Origin of the sequence: Sodalis sp. RH20 (assembly GCF_047324205.1) — a bacterium.
Classification (GTDB): domain Bacteria; phylum Pseudomonadota; class Gammaproteobacteria; order Enterobacterales; family Enterobacteriaceae; genus Acerihabitans.
Map to the genome: position 1 here is coordinate 4,010,267 of NZ_CP178733.1, position 13,516 is coordinate 4,023,782.

Consider the following 13,516-nt stretch of genomic DNA (forward strand, 5'->3'; position numbering starts at 1 on the left):
GTCAGTCTTGTTCACCACGGCGGGCGACGCAATGGCAGCGACGTTATAGACATATTGCTTATTATTTTATGAATAACGGCTAGCCGTATACGCTACCCTGAAGACGTTATGGCTGGCGGCCGCGCGGCGCCTCCCGGCGTCCGGCACCCCCTGCGGCCACGGAAATTAACGCCGGCGCGGCGCCGGCGTTAAGGCCCGGTTATTGCTCCACACGCAGGCCGTAGGTTTTGAATTTTTCCACCACGCGCGCAATTTCATCGTTGGACAATACCGGCACCGGATCGATAATCGGCAGGAGTTTTAAGTACAACGCGGCCAGCACCTCCACCTCATGGGCCAGCCACAGCGCCTTGGCCAGATTATCTTCCGCGGCGATAAGCCCATGATGCTGTAACAGGATGGCCTTACGGTGTTTGATCGCCGCAGCCACATGTTCGGACAAGGCCCGGCTGCCGAAGGTGGCGTAAGGCGCGCAGGGAATATCGCTGCCGCCGGCGGCGGCAATCATATAGTGGATCGCCGGAATCGGCCGGTTGAGGATCGACACGCCGGTACAGTTGACCGCATGGTTATGGACCACGGCGTTGGCGTCCGGCCGGGCCTGGTATACCGCCTGGTGGAAGCGCCATTCGCTGGAGGGGATCTTGTCCGTTTCGCCATGTCCCTGGCCGTCGACAAAGACAATGTGCTGCTCCGTCAGCTGCTCATAAGGGATACCGGACGGTGTAATCAGCATTCCGCCCTGGTAGCGGACGCTGACATTGCCGGCGGTACCCTGGTTCAATCCTAAACGCGTCATCTCCAGACACGTGGCGATAATCTCGTGCGCAAGCGTCGTTCTTGCCATGATTGCTCCTCAAGTTAATAAGTGCCATTTTTCCGCGTAATAATTAACTGAACGACTTACCCTGCCGTCGACGAGCATTATAATTGTGATAACATCGACATTATTTTAATGGTCATACGCTTTTCATCGTGCTGAAGTTAAATAGAAATGTCCGTTTAAACGCAGAACCGGCGTAAACGGTCAACCTGCTTTGTCTATTGTTAATAAGTGCCCGTTTTTTTACTAAACCTCTAATACGGTCATTTATCCGCCGCTATTTTTTTCGTGGCAGAAGAAAAATCATTTAACCGTCGTTTTTTTTAGTGATTAACTTCACAATTTATTTACATAACAGGCCTTACCTCTCCCCCGCCGTAGGTTTTTATCCGTATCTGCCTTAGATTTTTTCCAGCGGCAGGCTTTTACGGCAAACACGTTCATTACCCCGCGCCGTAACGTCCCCGCCCGAGAAGAAGGGATAAACCGTCAATAAAATTGTTTTTTATCAGTGTATTAATCTGACTGGCCCGATCGCCATCACAAAAGGGGGATAAATACTTTGTTTATCCGGGAAACATGTCTTAAATAGCTAACTCGAGTTAGCTATAGCGTTTAAACACCCAGAGCCCGTTTTGTCCGGAGGCAACATGTCCGCAGCGTTGTTAACCATGAAACATGTCACAAAACGATTCCCCGGGGTATTGGCCCTGGATAACGTTAACTTCGATTTAAACCGCGGGGAGGTTCATGCGCTGCTGGGTGAAAACGGCGCGGGCAAATCCACGCTGATGAAAATATTATCCGGTGTTTATTCTTGCGACGAGGGCCGGATAGAACTCGACGGCCGGCCGGTGACGATTACCAGCCCCATCCAGGCGGGGGCGTTGGGCATTGCCATTATTCACCAGGAATTCAATTTATTTCCTGATTTAACCGTGGAAGAAAATATTTATATCGGCCGGGAATTTCATCAACGCGCGCCATGGATCCTGGATGACGTCGCCCAGCGCCAGGCGGTCATGAATATCCTGCAGATGCTGAACCTGACCATCGATCCGGCCAGGCGCATCCGTGAATTGACCGTGGCGCAGCAGCAGATGGTGGAAATCGCTAAGGCGCTCTCGGTCAACGCCAAAATCCTGATCATGGACGAACCTACCGCGGCCCTGACCGAAAGTGAAATCGACAGTCTGTTCAAGGTGATCGAACTGCTTAAGTCGCAGGGGGTCGCCATCGTTTATATCTCCCACCGGCTGGAGGAACTGGCGCTTATCGCCGATCGGGCCACGGTCATGCGCGACGGTAAATATATCGCCACCGTCGATTACACCATGGTGCGCATCGAACAGCTGATCGCCATGATGGTGGGACGCGAGCTGGGCGATATCTACCCCGCCCGGGCCGCCATTCCCGGCGACGACGTGGTGCTCGACGTCCATAATCTCGGCCGTAAGGGCGTACTGCACGATATTACATTTGCGCTGCGCAAAGGCGAGATCCTCGGCATCGCCGGCCTGATGGGCGCCGGACGAACCGAGGTGGCGCGGGCGCTGTTTGGCGCCGATCCCATGGACCACGGGGAAATACGCCTGTCCGGACATCGCGTCAAAATAAGCAGCGTGCACGGCGCCATCGCCCTGGGCATCGGCTATCTGACCGAAGATCGCAAAAAAGACGGGCTGGCGCTGGGCCTGTCGGTCGGCACCAATATTATGCTCAGCAGTTACCGGCACTATGCCAACGGCTTAGGGATTATCGACGACAAAAGGTGTCACGCCGAAAGCGAGCGCCTGCGCCGCCAGCTGCGTATTAAAACGCCTGACCTGGAACAACTGGCGGTAAATTTAAGCGGCGGCAACCAGCAGAAAATTATTATCGCCAAATGGCTATGCAAGAATTCGGAAATATTGATTTTTGATGAACCGACACGCGGCATTGACGTCGGCGCCAAGCTCGAAATATACGATTTGATGAACCGTCTGACGGCGGAAGGTAAATCAATCATTATGATTTCGTCTGAATTACCGGAGATCTTGGGCATGTGCGACAGGATATTGGTAATGCGGCAGGGGCGTATTACCGCCGAGCTGTCGGCCGCGCAGGCCACCCAGGAAAATATAATGAAATATGCAACGCTTGAGGGGTAAATCATGATTGGCATAACCAAATATTTACAGAACGGCTCCAATAAAAAAATAAGCAATAAAGCGTTGCTGATGCGTTTTGCTCCGCTGCTCAGCCTGATTCTGCTGATGCTATTTTTCAGCCTCGGTTCGCCGTTTTTCCTGAACACCGAAAACCTGATGACCATCGCCCTGCAAACCTCGGTAATAGGCATCATGGCCATTGGCGTAACCTACGTCATTATTACCTCCGGCATTGACCTGTCGCTGGGGTCGGTGGTGGCGTTTTCCGGCGTGGCCATCGGCCTGGGGGCCGCGGCCGGGCTGCCGCTGGCGCTGTGTATCCTCTGCGGGGCGCTGGGCGGCGCGTTGTGCGGTTATATCAACGGTTTTCTGGTGGCCCGGGCGGCCATTCCCCCCTTTATCGCCACGCTCGGCCTGATGATGTCGGTGCGCGGCATCAATATGGTGCTGACCGACGGCCGCGCCATTTATTTTTCGCAATATCCCGGTTTTAAAACCCTGGCCCAGGGCAAGCTGTTCGATTTCCTGCCCTATCCGGTTATCTACCTGATCGTACTGGCGGCCATTGCCGCCTATATCCTGAAAAGAACCGTTATCGGCCGGTATATCTACGCCGTCGGCAGCAATGAGGACGCCGCCCATTTATCGGGAATCAAGGTGCGGAACGTCAAACTGTTCGTTTATCTGTTCTGCGGCATATTGACCGGCATCGCGGGAGTGGTGCTGGCATCACGGCTGAATTCCGGACAACCGACGGTGGGCGTGGGCTATGAGCTTGAGGCCATCGCCGCGGTGGTGATCGGCGGCACCAGCCTGATGGGCGGCATCGGTACCATCGGCGGCACTATTATCGGCGCCTTTATCATGAGCGTGCTGAAAAACGGACTGAATTTAATGGGCGTGTCGCAATTCTGGCAAATGGTTGCGATGGGCATTGTCGTGGTTGCGGCGGTGTATCTGGATACGCTGCGCAAAAAGATCTGATTCACCGACGTTCCTGTTATCTGGACAGTAAAAATATCACTTTGGAGGTTGTCATGATGAAATTAATCAGGTTGTGCGGCATCGCGCTGTTCACGCTTTGCGGCGCGGGCGGCGCTGATGCCGCCACCGGCGATATCTCTATTCCGGTGGTGAGCAAAGGCTACCAGCATGAATTTTTCCAAACGGTAAAACTGGGTTCGGAGGCGGCGGCAAAAGAATTAGGCATAAAAACCAGTTTTGTCGGCCCGTCCGATGAAACGCAAATCGCCGAACAAATCCAACTGATGGAAAATACCATCACGCGCCAGCCCAGCGGTATTCTGCTCGCGGCACTGGATGCCAACGCCCTGGTGCCGTTGGTGGAAATGGCGCACAGCAAAAAAATCGCTGTCGCCACCTTCGACTCCGGCGTCAACTCCGATATCCCGGTGAGTTTTGTCGCCACCAATAACGTCAAGGCCGGCTCCGCGGCGGCGGACGCCCTGGCGAAAGAGGTGGGAGGCAAAGGCAAGGTCGGCATTATCGCCCATGTGGCGGGCACCACCTCGGCGATAGAGCGTACCGAGGGTTTTACCAAGACCATCAAGGAAAAATATCCCGCCATTACCCTGCTGCCGGTGCAGTACAGCGACGGCGACCCGCAGAAAGCCATGGATAAAACCACCGATATGGTACAGGCCAATCCCGACCTGGCGGGCATCTATGCCACCAACGAGGGGTCGACGCTGGGCGTCGCCAACGCCATTGACAGCCTGAGCCTGGCCGGCAAGGTCAAGGTGATCGGTTTCGACAGTACCGAGGCCATTATCGGTTTCCTGAAATCCAATACCCTGCAGGGTTTTATCGTCCAGGACGCCTACCAGATCGGCTACCAGGGCATCAAGACCCTCGACAGCTTCCTGAAGGGACAGAAGGTGGCCAAGGTCATCGATATCCCGGTGAAATTCGTTACCCAAACCAATCTTAACGATCCGGCTATCCAGAAATTGCTCTATCCGTTCGGCAAAAAATAACCGTCAACGTCACAAGGAATTGCCATGAACAAGACAACAGCTTCCCCACAGCGGCATGACGATATGCCGGCCATCGGCATTCGCCCGGTTATTGACGGCCGTCGCCTGGGCATCCGCGAATCGCTGGAAGAACAAACGCTGTCAATGGCGCGCGCCACCGCCGACCTGCTAACCGCGTCCCTGCGCTACCCCAACGGCGAGCCGGTGGCGTGCGTCATCGCCGATACCTGCATTGCCGGGATGGCGGAATCCGCCGCCTGCGAGCGCAAATTCAGCGGCCGCAACATCGGCCTGACCATTACCGTAACGCCGTGCTGGTGCTACGGCAGCGAAACCATCGACATGGACCCCTTCCGGCCGAAAGCCATCTGGGGGTTTAACGGCACCGAGCGCCCCGGCGCGGTGTATCTTGCCGCCGCGCTGGCCGGCCATAACCAGAAAGGACTGCCGGCGTTCGCCATCTATGGCCGCGACGTGCAGGACGGCGGGGACGGCGCCATTCCCGACGACGTGCGGGAAAAGCTCCTGCGCTTCGCCCGCGCGGGCATTGCCGCGGCATCCCTGCGCGGTAAAAGCTATCTGTCCATCGGCGGCGTCGCCATGGGCATCGCCGGTTCCATTGTCGATCATGACTTTTTTGAATCCTGGCTGGGCATGAAGGTGCAGGCGGTGGATATGACCGAGCTGCGCCGCCGCATGGATCAGGGCATTTATGACGAGGAAGAACTGGCGCTGGCGCTGGCCTGGGCGGACAAGGCCTTTCGTTTCGGCCCGGACAAGAATGCGCAGCGGTACCGCCGCGATGCCGCGCAAAGCCGCGGCGTATTGCGCGACAGCCTGCTGATGGCGATCTGTATCCGCGACATGATGCAGGGCAGCGCTAAGGTGGCGGCCAAGGGCTTTATTGAGGAGTCTTTGGGCTATAACGCCATTGCCGCCGGCTTCCAGGGGCAGCGGCATTGGACCGATCAGTACCCCAACGGCGACACCGCCGAGGCGTTGCTCAACAGCGCGTTCGACTGGAACGGGGTACGCGCGCCGATGGTGGTGGCGACGGAAAACGATAGCCTGAACGCCGCCGCCATGCTGTTCGGCCGCGCCCTGACCGGCACCGCGCAGATTTTTGCCGATGTGCGCACCTACTGGTCGCCGCAGGCGGTGGAACGGGTTACCGGCCACCGGCTTGAAGGCCGGGCCGCGGCGGGCATTATCCATCTGATCAACTCCGGCTCGGCGGCGCTTGACGGCACCTGCCGCCAGACCGATGACGCGGGCAACCCCACCATCAAACCGCATTGGGAGATAACAGAACAGGACGCCCAGGCGTGCCTGGCGGCCACCGCGTGGTGCCCGGCCATTCATGAGTATTTTCGCGGCGGCGGCTATTCGTCATGCTTTTTAAGCCGGGGCGGCGTGCCGTTCACCATGACGCGCGTCAATATCATCCGCGGCATCGGACCGGTGCTGCAAATCGCCGAGGGCTGGAGCGTCGATTTGCCCGCCGGGGTCCACGATACGCTGAACCAACGCACCGACGCCACCTGGCCGACCACCTGGTTCGCCCCCCGGCTGACCGGGCAAGGACCGTTTCGCGACGTCTACTCGGTGATGGCCAACTGGGGCGCCAATCACGGGGTGCTCAGCGTGGGCCACGTCGGCGCGGATTTTATTACCCTGGCGGCGATGCTGCGCATCCCGGTTTGCATGCATAACGTGGCGCCGGAAGACATCTACCGGCCCTCCGCCTGGGCCGCCCACGGCATGGATCCGGAAGGACAGGATTACCGCGCCTGCGCCAACTACGGCGCGTTATATAAAAAATAATCCCGGCGGCGCGCGGCCGGATCCCGGCGCTATCGCGGGATTGCCGGCCCCGCCCCTTGACGCGAGTGGGGAGACGGTATGAAGCAAGATGTGGTTATCGTACTGGACTGCGGCGCCACCAATATCCGGGCGATCGCCATGGCCCCGGACGGCCGGACGGTCGCCAAGGCGGTTATGCCGAACGCCAGCCTGCCGGCGGCGGAGAACCCCGACTGGCAAACCTGGTCGCTGGACAGCATTATGGACGGCTTCAGCCAGTGCTCCCGCCGCCTGGCGGCCGAACTGGCGTCATGCCGGGTGCGCGGCCTGGCCGTGACCACCTTTGGCGTCGACGGTGCGCTGGTGGACGCGCAAGGCGCCTTGCTGTATCCGGTTATCAGTTGGAAGTGTCCGCGCACCGCGCCGGTGATGGCCGATATCGCCCGCTATATCAGCCCGGCGGAATTACAGGCGATATCGGGCGTCGGCCAGTTCAGTTTTAATACCCTGTATAAACTTATCTGGCTGAAACAGCATCATCCCGCATTGCTGGCGAAGGCCCGCGCCTGGCTGTTTATCTCGTCGCTTATCAACCACCGTCTGACCGGCGCGTTCACCACCGATCGCACCATGGCCGGCACCAGCCAACTGCTGGATGTCGGGCGCGAATGCTTTAGCGCGCGGATACTGGCGGCCGTCGGCCTGGACGCCGCGCTGTTTCCACCGCTGGTGAACGCCGGCGATATCATCGGCGCGCTGCTGCCCGCCGCCGCCGCCAGGCTTGGGCTGCCGCCGGGCCTGCCGGTGATCGCCGCCGGGCATGACACCCAGTTTGCCCTGTTCGGGTCGGGGGCCGGGCTGGACCAGCCGGTGCTGTCCTCCGGCACCTGGGAAATACTGATGGTACGCAGCCGGCGGGTGGACACCGGCATACTGCCGCGTATCGCCGGGTCCACCTGCGAGCTGGACAGCTGCGCCGGCCTGTTTAATCCCGGCCTGCAATGGCTGGCCTCCGGCGTACTGGAGTGGGTGCGCGAGCTTTGCTGGTCGGCAACGCCGACCAGCAGGGTCTATCAGGCGATGATTCGCGAGGCGCGCGAGGTGCCGCCGGGGGCGGACGGCGTCAGGATGAGCGGTTCCCTGCTGGCGGCGGGGGCGGGACTGGCAAGCTGGCAGGGACTTGCGCTGGCGGCGCGGCGCGGCCATATTTATCGCGCCGCGCTGGAAGGACTGGCCGTGACCCTGCGCGATAATCTGGCATTATTAGCGCAAATAGGACATTTCACCGTTAGTGAACTGACGCTGGTGGGCGGCGGCGGCCGCAATGCCCTGTGGAACCAAATCAAGGCCGACCTGCTGCAGGTGCCGATCAAAGTGATGGACGAGGCGGAAACCACGGTATTGGGCGCCTCGATGTTTATCTGGAGCGGCATCGGTTATGTTCCGTCGCCGGAAGATGCCCGCGCCCTGGTCGGCTATCGCTATCAATGGTTCAGGCCCGGCGGCGACTATGCCGATATTAAGTGGCCCCCGACCGGGCTCCCATCCCCTCGAACTGGAGTGCATGTATGTTAAAACTGATATCCCCGCTTATCTCGCCGTCGCTGCTAAAAACGCTGGCCGAAATGGGCCATGGCGACGAGATTGTTTTCGCCGATGCGCATTTTCCGGGGCATTCCCTCGGCCCGCAGGTGCTGCGCGCCGACGGGCTGGACATCGGACCGCTGCTGGCGGCGGTGATCCCGCTGTTCCAGCTGGACAGCTATGCGCCGCCGCTGGTGATGATGATGCCCGGCGCAGGGGATGAACTGGACCCGGCGGTGGAAAACCGCTACCTGCAGGCCTTGTTTGGCGCGGGCGAACGCCTGCCGGTGACGCGCATCGACCGGTTTGCTTTTTACGAGCGCGCCCGGCGGGCGTTCGCCATCGTCATGACCGGCGAGCGGGCAAAATACGGTAATATCTTATTAAAAAAAGGGGTAACGCCCATATTTTGACCGTCCGTTGCCGTATCTTATGCCGACAACCGCTTTCACACCCTGGCCTGGGGCGCCGGAAGCGGGACATCGGGTAAGCGGGAGGGCAAGATGAAATCAACACGGCAGCAAGATATCCTGGCGTTAATATCCCAACAGGAGGTCCTGAAGGTGGATGAACTGGCGGCGTGGTTCGACGTCAGCAAGGAAACCATCCGCCGGGATTTCAACAGCCTGCAGGACCAGGGCCTGATCATCCGTCAACATGGCCGGGCCAAAGGCATTGCGCGCGGCAAACCCGACAGCGGCGACTCGTTTAATGCCCGCGTCAAAAGCCATTTAAACAGCAAGGCTGATATCGCCGGCCAGGCCCTGACCTGGGTTGACGAGGATATGGTGATTGCCCTGGATGCCAGCACCACGTGCTGGTACCTGGCCAAAAAGCTGCCTGACATCCCCCTAACCGTGTTTACCAATAGCGTCCGGGTGTGCAGCGAGCTGGAAAAAAAATCCCATATTACGCTGGTCAGCTCCGGCGGCACGTTGCAGCGTAAATATGCCTGTTACGTCAATCCAGCGCTGTTTTCCATCGTCAGGCACCTTGATATCGACCTGTTTATTTTTTCCTGCGAAGGCATTGATAATGACGATATCATGTGGGATTCGAACGCGATCAACGCCGATTACAAGACCTTGATGCTCAACAAGGCCACGCAGTCGCTGTTGCTGATGGACAAAAGCAAGCTCGGGCGCAGGAGCACGGTGAAAATCGGACCGCTGGCCCTGGTGGCGCGGGTCATTTCCGATACGGAGTACCGAAAGCCGCCAACGTGATGCGCCCGCCGCTATGGCCGGGGAAACGAAAAGCGGCGCATGGATATTAAAAACATAATATTTATTGCAAATAATTAAGTATATTAATGCTAAATCATTGAGCGAAAAATAACGTTAAAATTTTAACTTTATGATGATTTTTTTACATTAATGGCATAAGTTATTCTCCCGGCCATCAAGGAAGAATAAGCTATATGCTTAACATTATCGATATTAATCATCACGCACTTGAATTATTAAAGACTGGAAAATCCAACGCACGGGCAACCCATTTACCTATGGAAAGCGACGGCTTAATCAGTATTATTAATAACGAAGCCAAATACGACAGCGGCGCTCCTATTCCATTCCTCCCCTTCACCCGGCTTAATTCGGACAAAGAGCGGGCGGCGTGCCTGGAAGAAATGGAAAAAGTGGTGGCGTCAGGCCAGTTCACCAGCGGCGACTTTATCACCCGGCTGGAAAAACGGCTGGCGGCGTCTTACCGGGCGACGGCATGCATCGCCACCAGCAGCGGGACGGACGCGCTGAAAATTGCGCTGAAGGCCATCGGCGTCGGTGCGGGCGACGAAGTCATCGTGCCGCCCAACTCTTTCGCGGCCACGGAAAACGCCATATTTTCCATCGGGGCAAAGCCGGTCTACGCCAACATCGACGCCAGTTTCAATCTCAATCCAACCGAGATCCCGCGGCTGGTCACCCCGCGCACCAAGGCCATCCTGGCCGTTTGCCTGTACGGCTCCGTCAGAAATATGAGCGCCATATCCCAAGAGGCCAGGCATCATGAGCTGCGCGTCATCATTGACGCGGCCCAGTGTTTCGGCATACCGGATATCATCAACTACGGCGATGTGGTGACGCTGAGTTTTAACCCGTTTAAAAACATCGGCGGATTCGGCAAGGCGGGCGCGTTGCTGACCTGTTCCTCGGCCATCGCCAAACGCGCCCGGCAATTTTCCTATCATGGCTTTTGCGAGGGTAAAAAAAACGTCAAAGCGCAGAACTGGGGGTTTAACAGCCGGATGGATAATATCCAGGCGGCGACGTTATTAGCCAAATTAACTTTTTTTGCCCTGAATGCGTTAAAACGATCTTACCTGGCTTATCGTTATATTAATAAGCTCGCTCTCCTGGAACATCGCGGATTTATTACGCTGCCCATCGAACAAACGGCCAACACCTGGCATTTATTCCCCATCCGGGTCAACGCGGGCAAGCGGGACGAGTTGATACGTTTTGCCAAAATAATGAATATCGAATTTGATATCTATTATCCCATATTAGGGTATGACGGGGCCAACGAGTTTGCCTTAACCTACCAGGATAAAATAAGTTTCGCTACCAGCCGCAGCATTCATGCCACGGTGCTCCATATTCCACTGCACAATCATATGTCCCTGGCAGAGCAGGACCGGATCGTCGGCGTTATCAACCAATTTTTCCAGTGAGCGCGCGCGTGATGCCGGGACAAGCGTGGCCAATTACCCGCTTGTTGGGCTAGTATTGTGCTCTACGATACCGGCCCGCCGCTGCACGGCGCGGCCTGAAAAACCGGAGGAGCCATGCAGACGATAGCCATAGATATGGATGAGGTGATTGCCGATTTCAACAGCAAAATGATCCGGCATTTTAATGCCGAATTTGGCGAACATATCGGCTTAAACGATCTTGCCGGACAGACTATTCAGCAATTGCGTCCGGCGCTGCGCGAGAAAATCAACCTGATGATCGGCGAACCGGCGTTTTTCAGCGATCTGGATGTGATCGCCGGCGCGCAGGATGTGGTCCGGGAATTGAGCGGCAAATACCATGTTTTCATCACTACCGCCGCCATGGAATTCCCCGCCTCGTTTACCGCCAAGTTTAACTGGCTGCAAACCCACTTCGGTTTTTTAAGCGCCATGAATTTTGTCTTTTGCGGCAACAAGCGCATCCTCAACGCCGATTTTCTTATCGACGACAATGTCCGTCATTTTGAGCATTTCGTCGGCGAAGGCATCCTGTTTACCGCTCCGCATAATATCCATGCGCGCGGCTATCGCCGGGTCAACGACTGGCGGGAGGTGGCTGATCTTTTTTTGTAGGTTTGCGCCGCGGCGGACAGGGTTTGCTGATTAAATGAACCAATGTTTCTTAATAAAAGAAATAAAATTTTATAAATTTGAGCTTGATCGCCCCGCTCTTTGTTTTTTTGCCATTCAATCACCGGGTCTGGCAACGGGAGAAAGGTTTCTCGCCGCCCCAGGCGCTAGGGTTGACAGCGACAATGAGGATTACGGTCGGTTGACCGTTTTTTACCATGCCCTGTCAACGCCTTATCCGGGGAAGCATGACGATGAAAATACGCTCCATAGGTTTACCGCAATACCTGGCTTATGGCTCCGGCGATTTCCTGGGCGCGGGCACCACCGCCCTGACCGCCGCCTGGCTGCTTTATTTCTACACCACGTTTTGCGGCCTCTCGCCCATCGAGGCCACCTTTATCTTTGCCTGCGCCCGGGTGCTGGACGCCGTGGTCAGCCCGCTGATGGGCTACCTGACCGATAACTTCGGCGGCACCTGGCTGGGCAAGCGCTTCGGCCGCCGTAAGTTTTTTATCCTGCTCGGCATTCCCTGCGTGTTCAGCTACTGCCTGATGTGGGTCGGCGGCATGGGCTACGGTTATTACCTGCTGACCTATCTGCTGTTCGACGTGGTCTACACCATGATCCTGGTGCCCTACGAAACCCTGGTGCCGGAAATGACCGACGATTTTAAACAAAAATCCAAGTTCTCCGGCGCGCGCATCGCCCTGGCGCAGCTGTCCGCCATCCTGGCCGCCTTTTTGCCCGGCATCCTGCTGTCGCATTTCGGCAAGGACAACGCCATTTCCTTTTTCTACGCCAGCGTGGTGTTCGCGGTGATCTGCGCGCTGGTGCTGACCCTGGTCTACCTGTTTACCTGGGAGCGGCCGGCGGCGCTGAAATCGGAGGCGGTATTAAAGCTTGAGCGTGAAAAACAGCAGCTGACCCTGGGACAAAGCCTGCGGCGCCTGCATATCGAACTGTCCTCCACGCTGCGCGTGCGCATTTTTCGCCAGCATCTGGGCCTGTACCTCGGCGGCTACATCGCCCAGGACGTGTTCAACGCGGTGTTTACCTATTATGTGGTGTTCGTGCTGATGCAAAGCGCCACCGTGGCCTCCAACCTGATGGGGGTGATGGCGATCCTGCAGTTCGTGGCGGTGATCGGCATGATCCCGCTGTGCATCCGCTTCGGACCGGCGCCGTCCTACCGGCTGGTGGTCACCCTGTTCGGCCTGAGCGCGCTCTCCTACGGCGTGCTGTACTACGCCGGCCTGAGCGACACGTTCTCGCTGCTGCTGCTGGTATCGGCCGTGGCCGGCCTTGGCCGGGGCGGCATCAACTATGTGCCCTGGAATATCTACACCTATATCGCCGATGTGGACGAGGCGATCACCGCCCAGCGGCGCGAGGGCATCTTCGCCGGCATCATGACGCTGACGCGCAAGGCGTCCCAGGCCGGGGCGGTAATGCTGGTGGGGGTGTTCCTGCAGCTGTCGGGGTTCGTTTCCGGGCAGAAAGTGCAGTTGCCGCAGGTAAGCCACGCCATCCTGGCCATCCTGTGCATCGGCACGGTGCTGGTGCTGACCGCGGGTTTCATTATTTCCCTGCGCTTTAAGCTGAACCTGAAAACCCACCGCATCCTGCAGCTGGAAACGCAAAAAATGCGCGCGGCCAATCATCCGCTGCCGCAGCAGATCACGCCGGAGGCACGGGCCACCGTGGAGACGCTGACCGGCATGAAATACGAATCGCTGTGGGGCAATAACAACATCGGCTACCTTAACCGCCATAAAGGCGCGCCGGAAAAAGCCGCGCCCACCGGGCACCTGATTTAATCTATCTATAAAGACATCGGCAGGACGACATA

The 13,516-nt window shown here is 57.5% G+C and carries 11 protein-coding genes; 10 read left to right on the forward strand and 1 reads right to left on the reverse strand.

Translation table 11 applies throughout. The features are described 5' to 3' along the window. Nucleotides 1-199: 199 nt before the first annotated feature. Complete coding sequence (locus tag ACL2XM_RS18480; RefSeq protein ID WP_413722028.1) at nt 200-847, reverse strand: L-fuculose-phosphate aldolase; 648 nt, start codon at nt 845-847, stop codon at nt 200-202. Nucleotides 848-1,473: 626 nt separating this feature from the next. Between ACL2XM_RS18480 and ACL2XM_RS18485 the strand changes: the two genes are divergently transcribed. The 10 genes from ACL2XM_RS18485 to ACL2XM_RS18530 all read left to right on the forward strand — a co-directional run bounded on the left by ACL2XM_RS18485 (nt 1,474) and on the right by ACL2XM_RS18530 (nt 13,484). Next, entirely contained in the window at nt 1,474-2,973 is a 1,500-nt protein-coding gene (locus tag ACL2XM_RS18485; protein WP_410012287.1) for a sugar ABC transporter ATP-binding protein, read from the forward strand. Between the two features lie 3 nt (nt 2,974-2,976). Beyond that, nucleotides 2,977-3,957 carry an ABC transporter permease gene (locus tag ACL2XM_RS18490; RefSeq protein ID WP_410012288.1) on the forward strand — a complete coding sequence of 327 codons (981 nt, stop codon included), beginning with the start codon at nt 2,977-2,979 and terminating at the stop codon, nt 3,955-3,957. A gap of 53 nt (nt 3,958-4,010) precedes the next feature. Further along, nucleotides 4,011-4,970: an ABC transporter substrate-binding protein gene (locus tag ACL2XM_RS18495; protein ID WP_413731356.1), complete on the forward strand. Its 960-nt coding sequence runs from the start codon at nt 4,011-4,013 to the stop codon at nt 4,968-4,970. 63 nt (nt 4,971-5,033) lie between these two features. Then, nucleotides 5,034-6,794 (forward strand): L-fucose isomerase, encoded by a 1,761-nt coding sequence (locus tag ACL2XM_RS18500; RefSeq protein ID WP_413733236.1) that lies wholly within the window; start codon nt 5,034-5,036, stop codon nt 6,792-6,794. A 78-nt stretch (nt 6,795-6,872) separates the two neighbouring features. Then, on the forward strand, nt 6,873-8,348 hold the full coding sequence (gene fucK / locus ACL2XM_RS18505) for an L-fuculokinase (protein ID WP_413731358.1): 1,476 nt from the start codon (nt 6,873-6,875) through the stop codon (nt 8,346-8,348). Then, nucleotides 8,342-8,770, forward strand: coding sequence for an L-fucose mutarotase (gene fucU, locus ACL2XM_RS18510; protein ID WP_410012292.1), 429 nt, complete (start codon nt 8,342-8,344; stop codon nt 8,768-8,770). The genes fucK and fucU overlap by 7 nt, the downstream gene beginning before the upstream one ends. 90 nt (nt 8,771-8,860) lie before the next feature. Further along, nucleotides 8,861-9,583: an L-fucose operon activator gene (gene fucR / locus ACL2XM_RS18515; protein WP_410012293.1), complete on the forward strand. Its 723-nt coding sequence runs from the start codon at nt 8,861-8,863 to the stop codon at nt 9,581-9,583. Between the two features lie 194 nt (nt 9,584-9,777). Further along, nucleotides 9,778-11,031: a DegT/DnrJ/EryC1/StrS family aminotransferase gene (locus ACL2XM_RS18520; RefSeq protein ID WP_413727238.1), complete on the forward strand. Its 1,254-nt coding sequence runs from the start codon at nt 9,778-9,780 to the stop codon at nt 11,029-11,031. Between the two features lie 114 nt (nt 11,032-11,145). After that, a complete protein-coding gene (locus ACL2XM_RS18525) occupies nt 11,146-11,667 on the forward strand; it encodes a 5' nucleotidase, NT5C type (protein ID WP_413722022.1) in 522 nt (173 codons plus the stop codon). 251 nt (nt 11,668-11,918) lie between these two features. After that, nucleotides 11,919-13,484, forward strand: coding sequence for an MFS transporter (locus ACL2XM_RS18530; RefSeq protein ID WP_410012298.1), 1,566 nt, complete (start codon nt 11,919-11,921; stop codon nt 13,482-13,484). Nucleotides 13,485-13,516 lie beyond the last annotated feature (32 nt).